Genomic DNA, 20,538 nt, shown 5'->3' on the forward strand with positions numbered 1-20,538 from the left:
TCACGCCATGCCGGAAACCGGCATGGCGTGATCTTTTGGCGCGGTTCTAGAGCATTTCGGCGCGCAGCTGCGCGGCCGACTTGGGCGAGAGCAGCCCGGGGGCGACGTCGAAGACTGTCTGCGCGCCGGTGACGCCTGCCTGGTTCATCCGGTGCACGGCCCGGGCGTAGGCCACGAGCACGCTGGAGGTGAACTCCGGGTTGGAGCCCAGCGCCAACGAGTACTCGATGACCTGCTTCTGTTCCTCGCTGGTGTTGCCGGAGCGGATCACGAAGCCGCCGTGCGGCATGTCGGCGTGTTCGCGGGCCAGGGTCTCGGCGTCGATGAAGTTCACCGTGGTGTCGTACTGGTCGAAGTAGTGCTCCATGGTGACGATGGCTTCGCGCACGGCATCGGCGTCCGCACCGTCCTCGAGCACTACGAAGCATTCGCGCTGGTGCTTGTCGCGGGTGTCCAGCGTGGGGCGCAGGCCGGCGCGGACCTTGTCGATCGCCTCCTGGCTGGGAATCGTGTACTGCACGCCGGCGGCGACGCCCGGCACGCGGCGCACCGCGTCCGAGTGCCCCTGGCTCAGGCCGCGGCCCCAGAAGGTGTACGTTTCGCCGTCGGGCAGCAGCGCTTCTCCATAGACCCGGTTGATCGAGAACATCCCCGGGTCCCATCCGGCGGAGATCAGCGCGGTCTTGCCGGCGGCCTTCGCCGGGGCATCCACGGTCTCGAAGTATTCGGGGATGCGTGCGTGGGTGTCGAAACTGTCCACGGTGTTGTACAACGCGGCGTACTTCGGGCCCTGCTCCGGCAGGTCGGACTTGGATCCGCCGCACAGGATCAGTACGTCGATATCCCCGGTGTGCTGCTCCAGCTCGGTGATGGCAAAGCGCGGAGCCGGGCTGGCAAGCTGCAGGTCCTGCGGATCGCGGCGGGTATAGACGCCGACCAGCTCCATGTCAGGGTTCTTGGCAATCGCCGCCTGCACGCCACGGCCGAGGTTGCCGTAGCCGGCAATGCCAATACGAATTTTTGAAGTCATGGAGCTTGTTTTCCTTTGGGTTGCATCCGGGGATCTGCGGTGGCGCCCCGCGCGCCTGCGGGGCAACCGACCTGCAGCCCGCACGTGGTCAGTACTTCGGATTATTCCAAAGAACGCAGACGCAGGGTAACTGCGCGGCGACTGTGTCAAGGATTCGGCGGACCCGGAACCGCTTAAATGGAATCGGCCCCCGCGCCGACATCTTTGCTGGATGTCCGCACGGGGGCCGATTGCAGGGGCTAGCGGCCGAAGAGGCGGCTGAAGAAGCCGGCCTTCGGCTCGGCTTCGTGGCCCTGGCAGCGGTCCCTGGCGGGAACTCCGCGCATGACCGAGTCAACGTGCTGGCCGCAGCCGGCCCAGGTGGTCTTGCCGCATGTCTTGCATGAAACCTGTCGGCACATAGGATGCCTCCTTCTGGCTTGTTAGCCGTACTTTTAGGAAAGTGAAAGGAAGAGCTTTTCCAGCTCTTCGACGGTCAAGCCGTCTTCTGCTTCGGCGGTCTTTTCGGGATCGACCAGGCAGTGCTGCATGGCCGAGGACACGATGGCGAATCCGGCGCGATCCAGCGCGGTGGACACGGCAGACAGCTGGGTGACCACGTCGCGGCACTTGCCGTCGTTTTCGACCGAGTTGATCACGGCGTCAAGCTGGCCGCGGGCCCGCTTCAAGCGGTTCAGGATTCGCTTGCGTGTGGCGTCATCTGCGTTGCGCATGATGTGCTCCTATTCGAAAAGACCGTGGGGTGAACCCCCGGATTATGCCTGGGACTTGTCGGCAGCCGCCATTTCGGCGTGCACGGCGTCCATGTCCAAATTCTTCAGCGAGGTGATCAGTTCCTCCAAGCCGCGGGAGTCCAGTGCGCCGGGCTGGGAGTAAACCAGCACGCCATCCTTGAACGCCATCAGCGTTGGAATGGAGGTGATCTGCGCGGCGGCCGCCAAATTCTGCTGCGTCTCGGTGTTGACCTTGCCGAAAGTCACGTCCTCGTGCAGGCCGGCAGCGGTGTCGAAGACGGGTGCGAAGTTGCGGCACGGGCCGCACCAGGCTGCCCAGAAGTCGACCAGCAGCATGGGGGAGGACATGACGGTTTCAGCGAAGTTCGTCTCGGTCAATTCTAGCGGTTTCATGGATACTCCTTGGGTAGATGTGAGCTAGTCCGCAGCCGGGGCCAGCGGATCAGGGACCTTGCGCCAGGGGCATACGGCGGCCAATGCCGGGATCTTGGTGCAGAGCACCCAGACCAGTGCGGCGGCGACGGCGGCGACGGCAAGGATGAGGCCTGCCGGGTGCGGCAGCTCCTGGGCCAGGACGAAGACGCCCATGGCCAGGACGAAGAAGCCGAATCCGCGGCGCAGTTTCTTCTCCGGCACCTTGGAAGTCAGCCGTGCTCCGATCAGCGAGCCGATGATGGCCGCCGCGGTAATGAGCAAGGTCAGCGGCCAGTTGACGGCGGTGGAGTTCAGGTGCCCCAGCATTCCGGATGCCGAGTTCAGCGAGATGACCAGCAGGGAGGTGCCTACCGCGAGCTTCATCTGCAGGCCGGCCAGCAGCACCAGGGCCGGGACGATGAGGAATCCGCCGCCGGCTCCCACCAGGCCGGTGACCAGACCGACCACCAGGCCAACGGGAATGTACATCAGCAGGGACCGCCCCTTGGCCGCGGACTCGGAGCCCTTCTTCCGCCCGCGGATCATGTTCCTTGCGCTGGCCAGCATGATGACGGCGAAAGCCACCATCAGCACCGCTCCGGGAATGGCCGCGCTGGCCAGCCCGCCAAGGAACGCGCCGCTCATGCTCGCGGCCGCAAAGACCAGGCCGGGAACCCAGCGGACGTTGCGGGCCCGCGCATGCGGCAGCAGGCTGGCCAGCGAGGTCACGCCCACCACGAACAGCGAGGCGGTGATCGCTTCCTTGGCATCCATGCCCGCAACATAGGTGAGCAGTGGAACCATCAGGATGGAACCGCCGCCACCCAGCAGACCCAGGGTCAGGCCGACGACGACCGACAGTGCCAGGACCAGAATCAATAATGGTTCCACGTCGAGTCTCCTACTTGCTGTTCGGGTTCAGCAGCTGCCCGGCGTTGGGGATCTGGGCCAGGGGGTTGGCCTTGCCGGCGGTGCTGACCTGGTTCCACGGCATCTTGGACAGCATGCTGGCCATGGCGCAGGAGTTGCTGGCCGCCGAGTAGGTCAGGCCCGCTCCGATCGCCGCCGACAGGTAGCCGAGCTTCGGGTGGATCAGCTTCGAGGCGATGAAGCCCAGCAGCACCAGCGAGCCGGCGGTCATGCGGACCTGGCGGTCCATGGCCCAGCGCTGGGTGCCGCGCACCACGTTGCCGCCGGACTTCTCGTAGGCGGCGATGCCGCCGTCGAGCACGCTGCCGGCGTCGATCTGGATGTCGACCAGCTTCTGCTGCGCCTGGGAGGCGCGGGTGCCGGACTGGCAGACCAGCACGATCTGCTTGCCCAGCTTGCGGGTCACGTCGTGGGCGTGTTCAGCGACCAGGTCCAGCGGCAGGTTGTAGGAGCCCGGGATGTGCACGGATTCAAACTCCGCGGGGGTGCGCACATCCAGGACTGCTACGCCGGATTCATCGGAAGCCAGCAGCTTCTTCAGGGTCGGTGCGTCCATGACATCAATGGGGGTGCTCATGCTTGAGGGGGTGTCCTTCGTTGGGGGTGGGGTTAGGCGTTGGTCTTGTTCATGGCGGCATCCCAGCCGGCGTAGCTGCCGGCCAGTTCGACCACGTCGTACCCGGCGTCGCGCAGGGCGCTGGCAACGATCGAGTTGCGCAGGCCGCTCTGGCAGTAGGTGACGATCTTGCCGTCGGTCGGCAGCTCGTCCAGGGTCCACAGGGCGCGGCCGCCGGAGATGTGCTTCGCGTTCGGGATGGCTCCGGCGTTGAACTCGCCGCGGCCCCGGACGTCGAGCAGCAGCGCGTGCTCGAAGTTCTCCAGCTCGGCCGGTTCGATGCTCGGCGGGGTGAAGGCCGGCAGGCCTTCGAGGGTGGTGGCGTAGCCGGACACCGCGTCGATGCCCACGCGCATCAGGTGGTCGCGCATTTCCTGCGCGGCTTCCAGGTTCTCGGCGAACAGGATCAGCTGGCGGTTGTCGGCTTCCGGGTCGAAGGCCCAGGCGCCGAAGTTCGCCATCTTGGCGATGGCCGGGATGGCCAGGGCGCCGGCGACGGTGCCTTCGGCGACGGCCACGTGTCCGCGGGTGTCGACGAAGACTGCCTCATGGGCCGCGGTCTGCTCGATGATCTGCTCTGCGGTGAACTCGACCAGCTGCGGCAGGGTGCCCAGCACCTTGGCGCCGTCGCGGTTCTGGCGCTTCATGCGGGCGAAGTAGGCGTGCGCATCGGGCTGTCCGTCGAGCAGCTCGGCGATGAAGCCTTCCTCGTCGTTGGCGGCCAGGTAGCGGCCCCACCAGGCGAAGTTGCGCTCGTAGCCCACGGTGGTGGAAGGAACGGCGCCCAGTGCCTTGCCGCAGGCGCTGCCCGAGCCGTGGCCCGGGTAGACCTGGATGTGGTCCGGCAGTTCAAGGAAGACGTTCTTCAGCGAGGTGAACAGGTCCTTGGCTCCGGCGAAGCGGGTGTCCACGCCGCCGGCTGCCTCGTCCAGCAGGTCCGGGCGGCCCAGGTCGCCGGCGAAGATGAAGTCGCCGGAGAGCATGTAGCCCGGCTGGTCGCTGAAGGCGCCGTCGGTGACCAGGAACGAAAGGTGCTCCGGAGTGTGGCCCGGGGTGTGGCGGGCGGTCACGGTGATGTTGCCCAGCTTGATGGTGTCCTTGTCCATCAGGCGCTCGGCCTCGAAGCCGTACTGCCAGTCGGCTCCGCCTTCGCCCGAGACGTAGGTGGCCGCGCCGGTGGCGGCGGCCAGCTCGCGGGTGCCGGAGAGGTAGTCGGCGTGGATGTGGGTTTCGGTCACCGCGACGATGCGCATGCCGTGCTTGGCGGCCAGCGCCAGGTAGTCGGAGATGTCGCGACGGGCATCGACCACGATGGCCTCGCCCTTGGCCTGGCAGCCGATGAAGTAGCTGGCCTGCGCCAGGTCCTCGTCGTAGAAGCGTTCCAGAAGCATGGTGCGTCCTTTCGTTGGGGTGTCTGCATCTACCGTAACCCATACCCCCGGGGGTATGTCAAAAATAGGGGTGGGGGTATACGCGGAACCGGGATGCCGCGACGGCCGCCCGCCGGGCCCGGCGGGCGTCCAATGCTGGCAATCGCCTTGGAATCCCGGGGATTGCGACCGTCCACCCCGGACGGTGCGTAGCGTGAAGGGACGTTCAGCCGGCGGGTGCAAGCGCCGCCGGCATGCAGATCAAGGAGAGGACACGATGTTCAACCGCCATCCCACCGACCCGCCCATCAACCCCACCGACCCGACCGGGCCCATCGCGCCGCCCAGCGACCCGACGGCCCCGGACGGCCCGGTAATCGACCCCACCGGTCCGAGCGACCCGCCATTCGACCCGACCGCGCCGCCGATTCCGCCGGAGCCTGAAACCGCCCCGGAACGCCAGCGCAACGAAAGGTAGGAAATCATGGGAGAAAAGCACATTCCCGAAAAATTGCACCCGGCCCCGGAAGCGGACGCCGCGTCGAAGGACCATGTCTCTGACCCGAAGCACTCGGATGACACCGGGCATGATTGGAGCGACGAGGGAGGCGCCACCGAGGAAGGCTCTGCGGCGCCCAGCGATGCCGGTGCGCCCGACCGCGCCTAGTGGCGTGGGAAGAGTGCGAGCCAGCGGGTGATCCGCTGCTGGTCCGCGGGGCTGAACAACACCAGGCAGCGCAGGCCCTCGGCGGCGGGCTGCAGGACTGCGGCCTCGTCCCTCGCGGCGTGCGCCAGCGCATCGCCCGCCGGGGAATCCGCCCCGGCGTGGGCGCCAGTGGCCATGAACAGCGGGGTCGGCGAACTGTGCAGGGTTTCGAGGATCCCGAGCCTGCCGCCCAGGAAGGACTCCAGCTCATCGGCGCGGAAGTGCCCGGCGGTCCCGCTGACGGCCAGTTCCACCGCGGGAATCCGCCGTGCGCCGCGCCGTCCCACACCCAGCACCCGGGCGCGGAACTCTGCATGGTGCACTTGCAGAGGCTCCAAGCCATCCAGCCTGCGTTCCCAGTCGTCCCCGGTCCCGGGGGCAGTGGACTGCTTGCGTGCGAACAAGCCCATGGCGTCGATCCCGCTTTCGTCTAGGTGAGGGTATCCAGGTGCGCGGCGAGCTTGGCGCTCGCCGTCTGCAGGTGGTCGGCCAGTGCCTGGGCGGCCTCTTGCCGGGATCCGGCGGAGATCAGCTCGAGCAGGCGCGCATGCTCGGCGGCGATGTCCCGGGTGGATAGCAGCGTAGCATCCTGCACGTGCGTCATGCACAGCCGGATTTCGTCCGTGAGCTGCGCATAGATCGCGCTGGTTCGCGGCGAGCCCAGCGCCTGCACCAGGGCTGCGTGGAAACGCACGTCGGGTTCCACGATTTCTATGGGGGAGGCGTTGGACAGCGCGGTGATCTGGGCGTTCGCCTCCAGCGCGGCTTCGGGCACTTGGCCGGTGCCGGCCAGCAGGCGCACGGCTTCGGCCTCGATGATGGCCCGGGTCTGGTAGATGTCGCGGGCGTCCGCTGCGGAAAGCACCCGCACGCGTGCGCTTTGGTGCGCGTTGCGCGTGAGCAGTCCGCTGGCCACCAGGTTCTCCAGGGCGGCCTTGGCGGTGGGGCGGGCGACCTCGTAGTGCGCGGCCACATCGACCTCGCCCAGCGGGGTGCCGGGAGCCAGCTCGCCGCTGAAGATGCGTTCGCGCAGCGACTTGATGACGGCCTGCACTACCGAAACCACTCCTAGACGGGCAGCCACGTGCGTCCTTTCGGGAAGAAGTACATTTGACCTACCAAGTATCCCACGGCACGTATTACTATGGCATGTGTACTTGTAAGACAATTTCCCGCGACGGTAGGCCGCGCCTACGATCCATATAGGAGCGCACCATGGCATTGAGCACGCCAGCACTCGGCGAAACCACGGTTTCATCCAGCATCCTCGACCTGGTCGGCGAGCCCGGCCGGGTGATGACCCGATCCATCGACCGCGTGGCCTACGCCTCGGATGCATCGCACTACCTGTACACCCCGCAGGCGGTGGTGCTGGCCAAGGACGCCCGCGAGGTCTCCGAGCTGCTGGCCGCCGCGAACCGGAACCACCAGCCGGTGACCCTGCGCTCCGGCGGCACCTCACTGGCCGGGCAGGCCAGCGGCGACGGCCTGATGATCGACGTGCGCAAGAATTTCCGCGGCATCACCGTGCTGGATGGCGGCCAGCGTGTGCGCGTCCAGCCCGGTGCCACGATCCGCCAGGTCAACGCCCGGCTGGGGGTCTACGGCAGCAAGCTGGGCCCGGACCCGGCCAGCGAGGCGGCCTGCACCGTGGGCGGGGTGATCGCCAACAACTCCTCCGGAATGGCCTGCGGCACCGAGTTCAACACCTACCGCACCCTTGAATCGATGACCTTCGTGCTGCCCAGCGGCACCATGATCGACACCGCCGCCCCGGACGCCGACGCCCAGCTGGCCGCCGCCGAACCGCAGCTGGTGGCCACCCTGGAAAAGCTGCGCGACCGCGTGCGCTCCAACCCGGACTCCGTGGCGAAGATCGAGAAGCACTTCGCGCTGAAGAACACCATGGGCTACGGCATCAACGCGTTCCTGGACTTCGACTCCCCGGCGCAGCTGATGGCCCACCTGATCATCGGCTCCGAAGGCACGCTGGCCTTCGTGGCCGAGGCGGTGTTCCGCACCGTGCCGATCCGCAAGCTGGCCATCGCCACCCTGGCGGTCTTCGACAACCTGGATCTGGCCACCCGCGCCCTGCCCGAGCTGCTGGATTCGGGCGCCGCCACCCTGGAGCTCATGGACTCCACCTCGCTGCGCGTGGGCCAGTCGCTGCCCGGCGTGCCCGAAGCCATCATGGGCTTCGAGGTGGACCAGCAGGCGGCGCTGCTCATCGAATACCATGCAGACAGCGACGAGGAACTGCGCGGCCTGCAGGACGCCGGGCAGAAGCTGCTGGACACGGCCGCGCTGCGCGCCCCGGCGGTGCTCTCCCCGGATGCGAAGAACCGCCAGGCCGCCTGGAAATTCCGCAAGGGGCTGTACGCCTCCGTGGCCGGGGCCCGCGTCTCGGGCACCACCGCGCTGCTCGAGGACGTGGCGGTGCCGGTGCCGTCGCTGGCCGAAACCTGCGGCAGCCTGCAGGAGCTGTTCACCGAATACGGCTACGCGGATTCGGTGATCTTCGGCCACGCCAAGGACGGCAACATCCACTTCATGCTCACCGACCGCTTCGAGGGCGAGCAGGCGCTGACCCGCTACAACGGCTTCAACGACAAGATGGTGGAGCTGATCCTCTCCAAGGGCGGCAACCTGAAGGCGGAGCACGGCACCGGCCGCGCCATGGCCCCCTTCGTGCGCGCCCAGTACGGCGACGAGCTCTACGACGTGCACCTCCAGCTCAAGGCCGCCTGCGACCCGCGCCTGATGATGAACCCCGGGGTCATCATCGACGACGACCACGCCGCCCACATCCGCAACATCAAGCTGAACGCCACCATCGAGGTGGAGGCCGACCGCTGCGTGGAATGCGGCTACTGCGAACCGGTCTGCCCTTCCAAGGACCTGACCCTCACCCCGCGCCAGCGCATCGTGGTGCGCCGCGCCATCGCCAAGGCCGAGGCGGAAGGCAACCTGGAGCTGGCCGCGGAGCTGGAGAAGGACTACGAGTACAACGGCGTGCAGACCTGCGCCGTGGACGGCATGTGCGTCACCGCCTGCCCGGTGGGGATCAACACCGGCCTGCTGGTCAAGCGCCTGCGCCGCGAAGACGCGAACCCCGCCCTGGCCGCCGGGTTCAAGACCGCCGCCAAGGGCTGGGGCGCGGCCACCCGCGCCGGATCGCTGGCCCTGAGCGTGGCGGACAAGTTCCCCGTAGGACTGGTCCGCGGCGTCACCGACGCGGCGCGCAAGGTGATCAGCACCGATGTCATGCCGCGCTACGACGCGGAGCTGCCCGGCGGCGGCAAGGCCCGCAAGCCGCTGGCCGGCAACCTGGGCGCAGTAGGCGGCGAACCGCTGGCCATCTACCTTCCGGCCTGCGTGAACTCCATGTTCGGCCCGGCCGGCGACGGCGAGGGCGTCTCCGCGGCCTTCACCAAGCTGCTGCAGGCGGCCGGCGTTTCGGTCTATGTCCCGCAGGGCATCGAGTCGATGTGCTGCGGCACCCCGTGGACCTCCAAGGGCTACGCGGACGGGCACGACCTGATGGCGCAGCGGGTGCTCGACGAGGTCGCGGCGGCGCTGCCGGGGAAGAACCTGCCGGTCATCTCCGACGCCTCCAGCTGCACCGAGGGCTTCGCCCACACGCTGGAAGGGCACGGCTACACCGTGGTGGACCTGCTCGCCTTCACCTCGCAGCACCTGCTGGACAAGCTGCCCGAAGGCCGCAAGATCGCCTCGATGACCCTGCATCCGACCTGCTCCTCCACGCAGATGGGACTGAACCCGGACCTGGAGAAGCTGGCGCGGGCCGCCGCGGACACCGTGAACGTGCCGGTCAACTGGGGCTGCTGCGCCTACGCGGGCGACCGCGGCATGCTGCACCCGGAGCTGACCGCCTCCGCCACCGCCGCCGAGGCCGCCGAAGTGCGTGAGCTCGACGCCCAGGCCCATGCCTCCTGCAACCGCACCTGCGAGCTGGGCATGACGCGCGCAACCGGCAAGGACTACCGCCACGTCATCGAGCTGCTGGCGGACGCGGTCGCGCGCTAGGCGCTAGGCCTGGACCGGGACCTCGGCGGGGCCGGAGGCGAACATCGCATCCGGCCCCGCCGTTCGCTATTCTCCCGGGTGGAAGCGCCTGACCCGATGCAGGGTATTGACGTCGGTATGGCGCATTTCCGCGCCCAGTGCGGCCAGGCGCAGCAGCAGGTCCGAGGCATAGCTGAAGCTGCCGTCCTCGTGGAAGGTGAAGGAGCTGATGAACTCCTTGATCTCCGCCCGTTCCAACAGGTACTTGTTCTGCAGCACCCCGTAGCAGGGGTCTCCCGGGGTGGCATTGAAGTGCACGGTGGTGTCGCGCGGCCCGGCGGTGCTCCCGGCCAGAACCGCGATGACGCGGCCGAAGACCACGTTGCGCATCACCTGGCTGTTCTCGCGGTCCCAGAGCAGGAAGCCGATTTCGTCGTGGAACGGGTCCATGGCCTCCTCGCCCATGGCGCCAGGCGGTCATCGAGTAGTTCAGTCCCCACAAGGTCTGCCTGCCGTTTTCCTGGATCGGGATGGGCTTGAAGACCGCGCGCTCGTAGTAGCCGGTTTCGCTCGTTTCATCGGTCAGGTTGTGGTACGAAAGGTCGACTCCGGCATCCCCTTCCCATTCGCCGACCAGCGGCGTGAGCGGGCCGAGCTTCTGCGGTCCCTGGATGGTCGAGATGCTTGCCAATGCGGTCATGGCGGGGTACTCCGATCAGTGAGTGGTGGGGGTGCGCGGCGCGGCCGCCGTGCACAGGCCCAGCGCACGCCACCGGGTCTCAAGTTCCTGCATCCCCGGCACCCCGCGATTGAATTGATCAATTCCAATGTAGGCACAACTCTTGCGTTAAGCAAGAGTTGTCGAGGGCAAAAGTTTAGGTGTGCATGGCCATGAGGCGGGATGCCTGATGCGCGGGGGTTTACAGGGGCAGATGGGTGCTGTTCGGGCGGGGAATGCTGTGACCCGCCACGTGGTGCAGCTTCTCCAGGGCCGCGGCGCAGGCGGCCCGCTCTGCCGGCTCCAACAGGTCCAGAGCCGCCTTCAGGTTCTGGCGCCGGCGTTCGGTGACCTGCTGCACGACCTGGCGGCCCGCAGCCGTCAGCTCCAAGGTGACAACGCTGCGGTGCGCGGGGTCCGAACCCCGCGCCAGATGGCCGGAGGCGTGGAGCCTGTCCGCGAGCCGGGTGATGGATGAATTGCCCACGCCCAGGGCCTTGGCGCAGTCGCTGGACGTCGAGCGCCCCCCGCGCTGCAAGGTCAGCAGCAGGCGGAACTGGGGCAGGGATACCTCCAGCTGCTCCACGCTGCTCAGTGCGAGCCCCACAAGGTCCTGCGTGGCGGTTTCGAAGGCCGCGAGCTCCTGCTCCGAGGTCTGCGGCCGGTCCTGGGTTCCCATGAAAACCAGTTTGTCACAGGAGCATCGGCAGGCAGGGCGCGGCCGGTGGCGTGCGGCGCTGCCGGATCTCCTTGAAGCTTGCTTGAAGGAGTATCCGCGGGAAGTGGAAACTGGTTGAATGTGGGGCATGGCCGTCATTCTTGAAACAAAGATTCCCTTCCCCTCCGACGACGTCTTTGCGTGGCACGAGCGGCCCGGCGCGATGAATCGGCTGCTTCCTCCCTGGCAGCCGGTGCGCGCGCTGAGCCAGGCTCAGGACCTTCGCGACGGCAGCTCCGAGCTGGCGCTGCCTGCAGGACTGCGCTGGCATGCCAGGCATCTTTCCAGCGAGTACATCCCGGGCCGCGTGTTCGTGGACGAGCTGGCGCCCCAGGGGCTCGGCCAGGCGCCGCTGCGGCCGATCCACTGGCGGCACGAGCACCATATCCTGCCCGACGGGCCGCAGCAGTGCGTGCTGCGCGATGAAGTCACCACCAACATGCCGCAGAAATTGGTTCGGCGCATGCTCGCCTACCGGCACCGGCAGCTGGCCGAAGACCTGCAGGTGCACCAGCGCGCGGCGCAGCACGGCATGACGCCGCTGACCGTTGCGCTGACCGGTTCGCACGGGATGGTGGGAACCTCCCTGGGTGCTCTTCTCGAATCGGGTGGGCACCGGGTCATCCGCTTGGTTCGTTCGGCCCCCCAAGGTCCGAATGAACGCGTTTGGAATCCCGAGAACCCCGACGAATCCTGCCTGGATGGATGCGACGCAGTCGTCCATCTGGCCGGGGCGAGTATCGCCGGGCGATTCAATAACGAGCACCGTAGGAAAATCCGCGACAGCCGCATCGGGCCAACGCGCCGGCTGGCCCAGCTGGCCGCGCAGTCCGGCGTCGCGGTCTTCGTCAGCGCCTCGGCCATCGGCCTGTATGGCGCCGACGCCGGTGAAGAAGAGCTGGCCGAGGATGCCCCGCACGGCCGGGACTTCCTCGCGGAGGTTGTCCGCGACTGGGAGCAAGCGGCCCTAGCGGGGCCGGACACCGGCATGCGCCGCGTCCAGGTCCGCACCGGCTTGGTGCAAAGCCCCACCGGAGGGCTGTTGCGCCAGCTGCGTCCGCTTTACGAAGCCGGACTGGGCGGCAGGCTAGGCGACGGACAGCAGTGGCAGTCCTGGATCGGCCTCGATGACCTCGTGGACATCTACCACCGCGCCCTGTGGGACGGCGAGCTGCAGGGCCCGGTCAACGCGACCGCGCCCACCCCGGTGCGCAACAGCGAGTACTCGGCCGTGCTGGCCAAGGTGCTGCGCCGCCCGGAGATCTTCCCCGTCCCCGCCTTCGGGCCGCGGCTGCTGCTGGGCGATGAAGGCGCGCAACTGCTGGCGCTGGCCAGCCAGCGGGTCGTTCCCGCGAAGCTGTCCGCCCGCGGTCACACCTTCCGCTCCGCTGAACTTCCCGATGCGCTGGCCCACTGCTTGGGTAGGGAGCACTAGGCTCCCGCCCCGCTGCGGGCGGCCGCTGGTGCGCTGTCAGCCGCGGGGCTTTGCCGTATCGGCGACGAAATGTGCCACAAGCCCTCCTGGAATACATATGCGAGTTGTCGTATGCGCCGCAGGTGCTGAACGATGCAGCCGTTTGCGAGTCGGCTGACGGTTCAGGCGGCATGCGGCGCCCCAGGTCATAAAGTATCGCGCGCGTGCTGCAAAGATGGGCTGAAAACCGCGTTTCCGGACGATTCCGAACAACTCCGACGCTTCGGATACGATCTGACTAGTATCTTTATTTGGCGTGAACGAAGCGTCGAAGGCCATCGGCAGTTGCCGGTGAACCGGCAACTGTATGGAGGACGGCCATGTCGCACCACATGGAATCCCGAGGTGTTCCGACCGAAGCCTTCGATGCGATCGCCCGGGATCTCCAGGCGTTGCGGATCGAGGCCGGCGACGTTCCCTACGCGGAAATCGTCCGTCGAATCGGGAAGCTTCGAGAACGCGCCGGAGTGGGTGCGGCCGCCGCCAGGCCAGCCCGAACCACTGTGTACGACGCCTTCCGCCTGGGCCGGACCCGTATCAACGCGAAGCTTGTCGGGGAAATCGTGCAGGCCTTGGGCTGCTCGCCGGAGGAGGCGGAAACGTGGGAACGCCGGTGTCTTCAGGCCCGTCTCGACCAGTCCGCGGCCAAGCAGCGGGAGCCAGCCAACCCGCAGCCCGCGCCCACCGAGCCGCCCATCCAAATTGTCGCCGCCATCGGGCCGGCAGACATCGTGGCCAGCCGGCGGCGAATATATATACTCCTCGCAGCATGCTTGCTGATGAACTTGGCGGGCTTCTGGCTAGTGGATGCAGCAGGGCTCCGTCTTTATCTGGACATGGTCGGCACTGCATTGGCCGCCATCGCCTGCGGGCCGTGGGCCGGGGTGCTTGTCGGCCTGGCAACCAACGTCATTGGACTGTCGATTACCGATTCCTCGGCGGCGGCCTTCGGGCTGGTGAACATGACCGGCGCGCTGGTCTGGGGCTACGGCGCGAAGCTGATCAGGCGCAATTCCGCCCTACCTCAGTACGTCCTGCTCAACGTCGTGGTGGCTGTGGCTTGTTCGGTCGTGTCGAGCATCATTCTGGTTCTCCTTTTCGGGGGCATCACCGGCCACGCCTCCGAAACGACGATGCAGTCCATCCTGGCCAGCACCAGCTCGCTCGGGGTGGCCGTTTTCGAGTCCAACCTGATGTATTCACTGGTGGACAAGCTGCTGACCGGATTCATCGTGATTGCGCTGCTAGGCATGGTCAAGGATTGGATCCATGTTCCCGTCTACGGGCACGTTGCGGAGCATGCAATGGATTCCCTGGACCGCACCTACCGGTTGGCGAACGCCGGATTCGGGTCCGGGAGCAACCGCCGGGGAAGGGTCCTGGGATAGATTTTCCGGTTCGGTCCAGGGCACTGGAGAAACGGCGCCTAGCGCAACATCGCGGTTCTGCCCTATCATCATTGAGTCAGGAACCTCGATTAAGCGGATTCCGGCGCTCTCAAAAGGGGCGATACCCGTTGCCGAAATGCAACCGGTAGCGGCAGACATATATGGAATTTTCTTCAGCACCGTACTTTTGAAAAGAGTCCATGATGTCTAGCGTTTCTGCCGCCATCGCCCATGCCCTCAAGCCAATTGCACCGCAGATCTTCGGTCTGATGGGCAACGGCAACGCACACTTCCTCGACGCAGCAGTGCGCCAGGGCTTCACCTACACCGCGGTTCGCCACGAATCGGCCGCGGTAGCGGCTGCGGACGCATACTTCCGCATCTCCAACAAGCTCTCCATCGCCTCCACCACCTACGGTGCCGGTTACACGAACGCCGTGACCGCGTTGGCGGAAGCCGCCGCCGCGCGCACTCCGTTGCTTTTCGTTACCGGTGACGCGCCGACTTCGGGCTTGCGCGGCTGGGACGTGGATCAGGCGGCCATCGATGCCGCCGTGCGGGCCCCGCGCTACGTGGTGGACCGGTCGGCGCCGGGAGCCATCGCCCTGCAGGCCGCCGCGCATGCGCTGCGCGAACAATGTCCGGTGGTCTTGGCTATTCCCTACGACCTAGCCGCCATCGAGACTCCTGAAACCGAAATCCCGGACTTCGCCGCCCTCGGTTCCACGCCGCCCGCGCCGGAATTGAACTCCACCCAGCTTGAACAGGTCAGCGCGCTGCTGGCCGGAGCCCAGCGACCGCACATCCTCTATGGCCGCGGCGCCATCGATGCCGCACCGCTGGTCAAGGAGCTGGCAACCAAGATCGGCGCCACCACTTCGGGGACGCTGCTGGCCCGCGACCTGCTGGACTACCCCCACGATCTGGGCATCACCGGAGGCTTCGCCACCGAGCGGAATGCGGAAATCATTGCCCAGGCGGATGTCGTGCTGGCCCTCGGCGCATCGCTGAACCAGTTCACCATGCGCTTCGGGGACCTGGTCAATGAATCCGCCACCCTGATCCAGATCGATTTGGCCGCCGCCGCCACCAATCCGCGGGTGGACTACTTCGCCACCGCCGATATCAGCACCGCAGCCGGGCATCTGCTCCAGTCGCTGCCCGCGACCACTGCCTCGTGGGCCGCGGATCTGGACCTCGCCGCGCTGCGCACCCGTCCGCTCGGAGAAGCGAAGGCCGCCGATGGGCTGCTGGATCCGCGCCGTGTAGCCAGCGAGCTGGAGCGGATCCTGCCGGCGCACCGCGTTCTGGTGCAGGACGGCGGGCACTTCATCGGTTGGGGACCCATGTACTGGTCGACCAGCGGTGCCCGATCCCTGACTTGTGTTGGCACCGCCTACCAGTCCATCGGCCTGGGCATCGCTTCAATGGTTGGCGCCGCAGCGGCGGCCGACGGCCGGACCGTGGTGCTGGCCTCTGGCGACGGTGGCTTCCTCATGGGGCTGGCCGATCTGGAATCCATCGTGCGTACCGTCACGAGTGGTGTCATCGTCATTTACAACGATTCAGCCTACGGCGCCGAGGTGCACCAGTATGGATCGATCGGGCTGCATGAGGATCCGATGCTGATCCCGACCGTAGACTTCTCGGCCCTGGCCCAGGGCATGGGCGCCACCGGCATCAAGGTGGAAACCCTGGATGATTTGGGGAAAGTCAGTGAATGGGTGGAAGCCGGTGCGCAGGGCCTCTGCCTGGTGGACGCACGCATCTCGGCGCATGTCCGCGCCCCGTACATGGAGGAAGTGCTCGCGGCGAACCGCAAGGCCGCCGGCGCTGCAGCATCACAATCGGATTAAGATGCTGGTCAGGGCCGGCCTCTCGGCGTAGGGTTGCAGGGTGCACAAGTTTTTGGTTGGAACAGCGGGCCTGGGAATCGGAGCGTTGTTCATGCTCCCTGCAACCCCGGCATTCGCCGCACCTACCGGCCCGAATGACGGGGCCGGCGTGAGCGCACCCCTGCTTTCCGAAACTTCCCTGCGTGTGGCCACGATGGCAACGAACCTGAGCGGGGAAGAGCCCGGCGAGCTGTATCGGGACCTGCTGACCCGAACCGACACCGAAGCCCTGCGCGTGGCCGATGCAATCAGCGTTGCCAATCCCGACGTGATGGTGCTGACCGGCATGGACGCCGACCAGGATGCAGTGAACAGCTTCATCTCGGACTATCTGGAGAGTCCGGACGAAGAGCGTTCTGAAGCCGGCTACCCCTATTCGTATCTTGCCGTCGGTTCCAGCGGGGTGCAGAGCGGCGCGGACCTGGACTCAGACCGCATCGTCGGCGGCCCGGGCGATGCCTGGGGCCAGCGTGCATTCGCCGAGCAGGCCTCGACGGTGGTGCTGTCCAAGTATCCGATCAACCAGCCGGATGTCGTTTCGGTGTCCACGCTGAAGTGGGACGAGGTGGCAGGCAACAACCTCGGGAGCTCCGAGCTGAGCGGCGCCGTCGCGGCTTCCATTCCGGTCATGCACAACGGGCTGTGGGACATCCCCATCGAGTACCGTGGCGAACGCGTCCATATCCTGGCCGCCCAAACCGAACCTGCGCACAGCAGCTACGGCTTCGGCGCACTACGCCAGAAGGACGAATTGAAGGTTGTCGCCGACTACATTGCCGGCGAAGACTACGTCGTCGCAGACGACGGCGCCAAGGCCGAAGGCCTCGACGGGGACCGCATCGTGGTGACCGGCGCGCTGGCTCAGCGCACCGAATCCACCGCAGCCGCACTGGCCTTGGGCGCGGACCTCGGCCGGGATGACGCGTTGAACGATTCCGGGAACTTCGTCATCCCCAACCAGGGCTGGAACGTGCTGGGCCAGGGTCGCATCGGCGCGGAAGCTCCGGAAGACTTCCAGCTGCTGCCGGGCACGACACCGGAGGCTATCGAAACCTCGGACTTGATCTGGACCGACATCCAGTTCTAGGCGCCCAGCAGCTCGCGCAGATAGTCATTGACGAATAGCCCCTGCGGGTCGACCTGCTGTCGAACTGCCCGGAAATCCTGGAATCTCGGATACAGCTGCGCGAGGTCGGGCGCCCGCAGCGTGTGCTGCTTGCCCCAGTGCGGCCGCCCGCCGTGCGAACGAAGGATCGACTCCATCTCCGGGAAATACTGCGGGACGCGATCGCGGATATAGCGGTGCACCGCAATGTAAACGCTGTTTCGGCCGCTGGCCGTCCCCAGCCAGGTGTCGTCGCCGGCAGTGGTCCGGACCTCCAACGGGAAAACAACGGGTGCGGGCCGCGTCGTGAAGTAGCGGCGCAGTTCCGCAAATGCTGCGGCGAAGTTCTCCAGCGGCAGCGCGTACTCCATCTCGGTGAACTTCACCCGCCGCGGACTGATAAAGGTCTGGTTCCACGTCGCGGTGTAGCTGCGGTCTGAGAGGACCCGGCTGGCGAACCCGTTGAGCCGGGGAATCATTCGCGGCATGGCGGCGCCCACTGAACAGATGGCCTGGAGCCCGCCGTTGGACAGCAGCTCGTCGTTCACCCAGGCAGTGAGCTTGCCAGGCGCTTTCGCCGGCGTATCGCCTGGCAACCGCGTATTGGTTTTCACCTGGGCGTTGTCGGTGCCCGGGAACCAGAAGAACTCCAGATGGTCTTCCAGCGCCACCCTTTCGATAAAGCTTTCGGTCAGCGGTTCGATGGCTTCGATGGTCTCGGCGGCGTGCATCATGTAGTGCGGAACGCACCGCAGCCGCACGTGGGTGATGACACCCAATGCGCCCAATCCGACGCGGGCAGCCTGGAACAGTTCACTGTGCTCCGTGGCGCTGGCACGCACCTGCGTTCCGTCGGCCAGCATCAGCCGCAGTGCGGTGACCGCGCCGCTGAATCCGGTGAATTTCAGGCCGGTGCCGTGGGTTCCGGTGCTGATGGCGCCGGCGATGGACTGTCGGTCGATGTCGCCCATGTTCTCAAGCGCCAGTCCGAAGGGCTCCAGCAGGTCCGGAACCTGCCACAATCTGGTTCCGGCCCGGAACGTCACGTCATGCGTGAGCGCATCGACTTCCTCGATTCCCTGGAAACCGTCGAGATCGAGCAAGACGTCGTCGGTCTTCGCCAGCGGGGTGAATGAATGGCCGGCGCCCACGGTGCGCACGGTGTGCCCGGTCTGCGCCGCCGACTCGAGCAATCCGCCTAGCTGGTCCAGGGAAGCGACCGACTGGCGCACCGATGGGGCGGCAGTCACTGTGCCGGCGAAATTCTGGAAGGTGGTCACAGGAAGGCCTTCCCCTCGCCTCGATAGGTTGGCCATTGGTCACTGATCTTGTTCTTCGAGAAGACCGCGACCTTGTTGACCCGTTCTGCCGGTTCCCCGGATTTTGCATGGCGCAGCCATACCGTGTCTCCGATGTTCAGGCGGTGCGCGGTCGGGCCGGTCAGCGGCGTCTGCACCTCGCCGGCTCCTTCCAACGGCAGGTAGCGCAGCTTGCGCGGATGCTCGATGCTCGGCAACCGGTCTTTTCCGGCGGGACCGGATGCGGCCCAACCGCCGCCGAGGATCGTGACCGTCTGGTGATCCGGCCTTCGGACTACCGGGAAGCCCAGGAACATGGCAGGGGACGGAGAGAAGGAACGGAAGGAGTCGAACAAGGCCGGAGCGAAGAGCCCGGAGCCTGCGGCCAGCTCTGTCACCGCTGCTTCCTTGGTGGTCGTTTCAAATGAACCGGTGCCTCCTGCATTCACGAAGCGAAGGTCCGCGAGACCGCGCACGCGGCTCACGGCTTCGGCACGCCGCTCGGCAAGCTCGGCGGCGCTGCGTTTCCGAAGGGCTCGGGCGATCCAGGCCTTGGGAGCGAACCCTCCATCCGGTACCGAGGCGATCTGCGATTCGTAGGCCATGAGCCCGTCCAGCTCGAAACCCTTCCGGCGTTGGACTTCTTCAGCCAATGAAACCAGATCCGCCGGGTCGGTCAACGGCGATCGGGCAGCCCCGATGCGCAGTCCCGGGGTCGGGTAGTAGGCGGCATCAAGCTCAAGGGCGACCTTCAGCGGATGATGGTGCGGAACGATCCGGTCGATGAGATCCAGCTGCGCAACGGAGTCGACCATGACCGTGATCTCGGCGCGTGCCTGTTCGCTGGTTGCCCAACGGCTGATGGCTTCCGTATCGGCTTGGGGATAGGCCACGACCAGGTCTTTCATTCCATGGCTCGCCAGCCATAGCGCTTCGCTCAGGGTAAAGCACAGCACTCCGCTGAATCCGTCGGCAGCCAGCGCCCGTTCCAGGGCCTTGCGGATGCGCAGCGATTTGGATGCAACACGTATCGGCAGTCCTCCGGCTCGTTCGCGAAGGGCGATCACGTTCGCGTCGAAGGCATCCAGATCCAGCAATGCCACTGGGCGTTCGTTGATCCCTGCCTGTTTCAAGGCGTGGTTGTACCGTTTGGCCTGAGCATTCTTCATAAGCCAACTCTTCCATCGGTATTTGGGTGTTTCAAGGACTGGGCCGAACATGACCGGCTATTTGGGGATATTCAGGTGTTGGAACCACCCGGTTCCCGGAAACTTCAAGGTTTGGCTCGATATGCTGACAGCATCATGAGTAAAGATCCCATTTCGATGACGGTCATCGGCAACGATGGCAAACCGCGCACTGCAATCCAGGACGCAATCATGAAGGGTGTCGGCGTCCAGCGTCCGCTGGTTCTTGCCTACCTGAAACGGTTGCGACGAAAGCACCCCGAGGCGACCGCGGCAGAACTTTCCAAGATTGCCGAAAGCGACTACTTGAAAATCGTGACGGGTTCGGGCGCCGCAGTGGGAGGCACGGCAGCCATCCCTGCGGTGGGCACCGGTGTCGCGCTGGGCCTGTCCGTGGCCGCCACCCTTGGATTTCTTGAAGCGTCCGCGCTTTATGCACAGACGCTTGCGGAGCTCCATGGCATTGCCATCGAAGATCCGGAACGTTCACGAGTACTCGTTATGGGTGTGCTGATGGGCGAGGAAGGCAGTGCGATGATCGCCGGCCTCACACGCCAGGCCGCTGGGCGCGGCGGCGGACCGGTCAAGGGCTGGGCCAAGGCCTTCGGTGCGAACAAGTCGACTAGCTTCTATACCTCGATCCAGAAGACGATGCAGAAGTCGTTCATGCGCAAGATCGTCGGCACGCAGGCCGCGAGCGTTGTCGGCCGAATCGTTCCCTTCGGGGTCGGCGCGGTCATCGGCGGAGCCGGCAACCGTTTCCTGGCCAAGCGTGTTGTTGAAACTGCAGCCATCGCTTTCGCAGGGATCCCCACCCTGACACCCGACCAGCTGGAGCTGGATGATCCCCGGATCATCGACGTCGAGGTTATCGAAGAGTAGTGAGAGCCATGGGCGGCACCGTAAATATAGAGTGACGGCGCGGATTC

21 protein-coding genes and 1 pseudogene are annotated in these 20,538 nt (G+C 66.2%); 8 read left to right on the forward strand and 14 right to left on the reverse strand.

Annotation, left to right across the window (positions count from 1 at the left end; genetic code table 11):
* Positions 1 to 46: 46 nt before the first annotated feature.
* The 7 genes from JQN66_RS00770 to JQN66_RS00800 all read right to left on the reverse strand — a co-directional run bounded on the left by JQN66_RS00770 (position 47) and on the right by JQN66_RS00800 (position 5,115).
* On the reverse strand, positions 47 to 1,030 hold the full coding sequence (locus JQN66_RS00770) for a diaminopimelate dehydrogenase (RefSeq protein WP_204676255.1): 984 nt from the start codon (positions 1,028 to 1,030) through the stop codon (positions 47 to 49).
* Between the two features lie 239 nt (positions 1,031 to 1,269).
* Positions 1,270 to 1,431, reverse strand: a complete 162-nt coding sequence (locus JQN66_RS00775; protein WP_204676256.1) for a hypothetical protein — start codon at positions 1,429 to 1,431, stop codon at positions 1,270 to 1,272.
* Positions 1,432 to 1,464: 33 nt separating this feature from the next.
* Positions 1,465 to 1,743: a metal-sensitive transcriptional regulator gene (locus JQN66_RS00780; RefSeq protein ID WP_047117752.1), complete on the reverse strand. Its 279-nt coding sequence runs from the start codon at positions 1,741 to 1,743 to the stop codon at positions 1,465 to 1,467.
* A 42-nt stretch (positions 1,744 to 1,785) separates the two neighbouring features.
* Positions 1,786 to 2,157 (reverse strand): thioredoxin, encoded by a 372-nt coding sequence (gene trxA / locus JQN66_RS00785; RefSeq protein WP_204676257.1) that lies wholly within the window; start codon positions 2,155 to 2,157, stop codon positions 1,786 to 1,788.
* Positions 2,158 to 2,181: 24 nt separating this feature from the next.
* Entirely contained in the window at positions 2,182 to 3,069 is an 888-nt protein-coding gene (locus tag JQN66_RS00790; protein WP_204676258.1) for a sulfite exporter TauE/SafE family protein, read from the reverse strand.
* A 10-nt stretch (positions 3,070 to 3,079) separates the two neighbouring features.
* The gene (locus tag JQN66_RS00795; protein WP_188949762.1) at positions 3,080 to 3,685 is read right to left on the reverse strand and encodes a rhodanese-like domain-containing protein; all 606 of its coding nucleotides are present in this window, start codon (positions 3,683 to 3,685) and stop codon (positions 3,080 to 3,082) included.
* A 32-nt stretch (positions 3,686 to 3,717) separates the two neighbouring features.
* Complete coding sequence (locus tag JQN66_RS00800) at positions 3,718 to 5,115, reverse strand: MBL fold metallo-hydrolase (protein WP_204676260.1); 1,398 nt, start codon at positions 5,113 to 5,115, stop codon at positions 3,718 to 3,720.
* Positions 5,116 to 5,308: 193 nt separating this feature from the next.
* On the opposite strand from JQN66_RS00800, the gene JQN66_RS00805 reads away from it, so the two are divergent.
* Together JQN66_RS00805 and JQN66_RS00810 are read left to right on the forward strand one after the other, a co-directional pair.
* Positions 5,309 to 5,572 (forward strand): hypothetical protein, encoded by a 264-nt coding sequence (locus JQN66_RS00805; protein ID WP_188949758.1) that lies wholly within the window; start codon positions 5,309 to 5,311, stop codon positions 5,570 to 5,572.
* Positions 5,573 to 5,578: 6 nt separating this feature from the next.
* Positions 5,579 to 5,761: a hypothetical protein gene (locus JQN66_RS00810; protein ID WP_188949756.1), complete on the forward strand. Its 183-nt coding sequence runs from the start codon at positions 5,579 to 5,581 to the stop codon at positions 5,759 to 5,761.
* Here JQN66_RS00810 and JQN66_RS00815 read toward each other — a convergent pair.
* Both JQN66_RS00815 and JQN66_RS00820 read right to left on the reverse strand, forming a co-directional pair.
* A complete protein-coding gene (locus JQN66_RS00815) occupies positions 5,758 to 6,210 on the reverse strand; it encodes a hypothetical protein (RefSeq protein WP_204676262.1) in 453 nt (150 codons plus the stop codon). The genes JQN66_RS00810 and JQN66_RS00815 overlap by 4 nt on opposite strands.
* A gap of 20 nt (positions 6,211 to 6,230) precedes the next feature.
* Positions 6,231 to 6,884, reverse strand: a complete 654-nt coding sequence (locus JQN66_RS00820; protein ID WP_204676264.1) for a GntR family transcriptional regulator — start codon at positions 6,882 to 6,884, stop codon at positions 6,231 to 6,233.
* Between the two features lie 131 nt (positions 6,885 to 7,015).
* On the opposite strand from JQN66_RS00820, the gene JQN66_RS00825 reads away from it, so the two are divergent.
* The gene (locus tag JQN66_RS00825; protein WP_204676265.1) at positions 7,016 to 9,847 is read left to right on the forward strand and encodes an FAD-binding and (Fe-S)-binding domain-containing protein; all 2,832 of its coding nucleotides are present in this window, start codon (positions 7,016 to 7,018) and stop codon (positions 9,845 to 9,847) included.
* A 66-nt stretch (positions 9,848 to 9,913) separates the two neighbouring features.
* Here JQN66_RS00825 and JQN66_RS18425 read toward each other — a convergent pair whose 3' ends face one another.
* The 3 genes and pseudogenes from JQN66_RS18425 to JQN66_RS00835 form a co-directional block, all read right to left on the reverse strand.
* Complete coding sequence (locus tag JQN66_RS18425) at positions 9,914 to 10,291, reverse strand: FABP family protein (protein ID WP_239464090.1); 378 nt, start codon at positions 10,289 to 10,291, stop codon at positions 9,914 to 9,916.
* A 52-nt stretch (positions 10,292 to 10,343) separates the two neighbouring features.
* Positions 10,344 to 10,526, reverse strand: a pseudogene (locus tag JQN66_RS18685) (hypothetical protein); the annotation flags it as partial.
* 220 nt (positions 10,527 to 10,746) lie between these two features.
* Positions 10,747 to 11,223, reverse strand: a complete 477-nt coding sequence (locus JQN66_RS00835) for a MarR family winged helix-turn-helix transcriptional regulator (RefSeq protein WP_204676268.1) — start codon at positions 11,221 to 11,223, stop codon at positions 10,747 to 10,749.
* Positions 11,224 to 11,350: 127 nt separating this feature from the next.
* Between JQN66_RS00835 and JQN66_RS00840 the strand changes: the two genes are divergently transcribed.
* From JQN66_RS00840 to JQN66_RS00855, 4 genes are all read left to right on the forward strand, one after another.
* The gene (locus tag JQN66_RS00840; RefSeq protein WP_204676270.1) at positions 11,351 to 12,697 is read left to right on the forward strand and encodes a TIGR01777 family oxidoreductase; all 1,347 of its coding nucleotides are present in this window, start codon (positions 11,351 to 11,353) and stop codon (positions 12,695 to 12,697) included.
* A gap of 359 nt (positions 12,698 to 13,056) precedes the next feature.
* The gene (locus tag JQN66_RS00845; RefSeq protein ID WP_204676271.1) at positions 13,057 to 14,124 is read left to right on the forward strand and encodes an ECF transporter S component; all 1,068 of its coding nucleotides are present in this window, start codon (positions 13,057 to 13,059) and stop codon (positions 14,122 to 14,124) included.
* Between the two features lie 203 nt (positions 14,125 to 14,327).
* On the forward strand, positions 14,328 to 15,980 hold the full coding sequence (locus tag JQN66_RS00850) for a thiamine pyrophosphate-binding protein (protein WP_188949741.1): 1,653 nt from the start codon (positions 14,328 to 14,330) through the stop codon (positions 15,978 to 15,980).
* A gap of 91 nt (positions 15,981 to 16,071) precedes the next feature.
* Positions 16,072 to 17,106 (forward strand): hypothetical protein, encoded by a 1,035-nt coding sequence (locus tag JQN66_RS00855; RefSeq protein WP_204676273.1) that lies wholly within the window; start codon positions 16,072 to 16,074, stop codon positions 17,104 to 17,106.
* Here JQN66_RS00855 and JQN66_RS00860 read toward each other — a convergent pair.
* On the reverse strand, positions 17,103 to 18,404 hold the full coding sequence (locus JQN66_RS00860; RefSeq protein WP_239464091.1) for a D-arabinono-1,4-lactone oxidase: 1,302 nt from the start codon (positions 18,402 to 18,404) through the stop codon (positions 17,103 to 17,105). The two genes, JQN66_RS00855 and JQN66_RS00860, sit on opposite strands and share 4 nt — an antisense overlap.
* Positions 18,401 to 19,591, reverse strand: coding sequence for an alanine racemase (locus JQN66_RS00865; protein WP_204676276.1), 1,191 nt, complete (start codon positions 19,589 to 19,591; stop codon positions 18,401 to 18,403). Before JQN66_RS00865 ends, JQN66_RS00860 begins: the two co-directional genes overlap by 4 nt.
* Positions 19,592 to 19,726: 135 nt before the next feature.
* On the opposite strand from JQN66_RS00865, the gene JQN66_RS00870 reads away from it, so the two are divergent.
* Complete coding sequence (locus JQN66_RS00870; RefSeq protein ID WP_188949734.1) at positions 19,727 to 20,491, forward strand: hypothetical protein; 765 nt, start codon at positions 19,727 to 19,729, stop codon at positions 20,489 to 20,491.
* Positions 20,492 to 20,538: the final 47 nt, after the last annotated feature.

This window comes from Glutamicibacter protophormiae (genome assembly GCF_016894325.1).
Classification (GTDB): Bacteria; Actinomycetota; Actinomycetes; order Actinomycetales; family Micrococcaceae; genus Glutamicibacter; species Glutamicibacter protophormiae.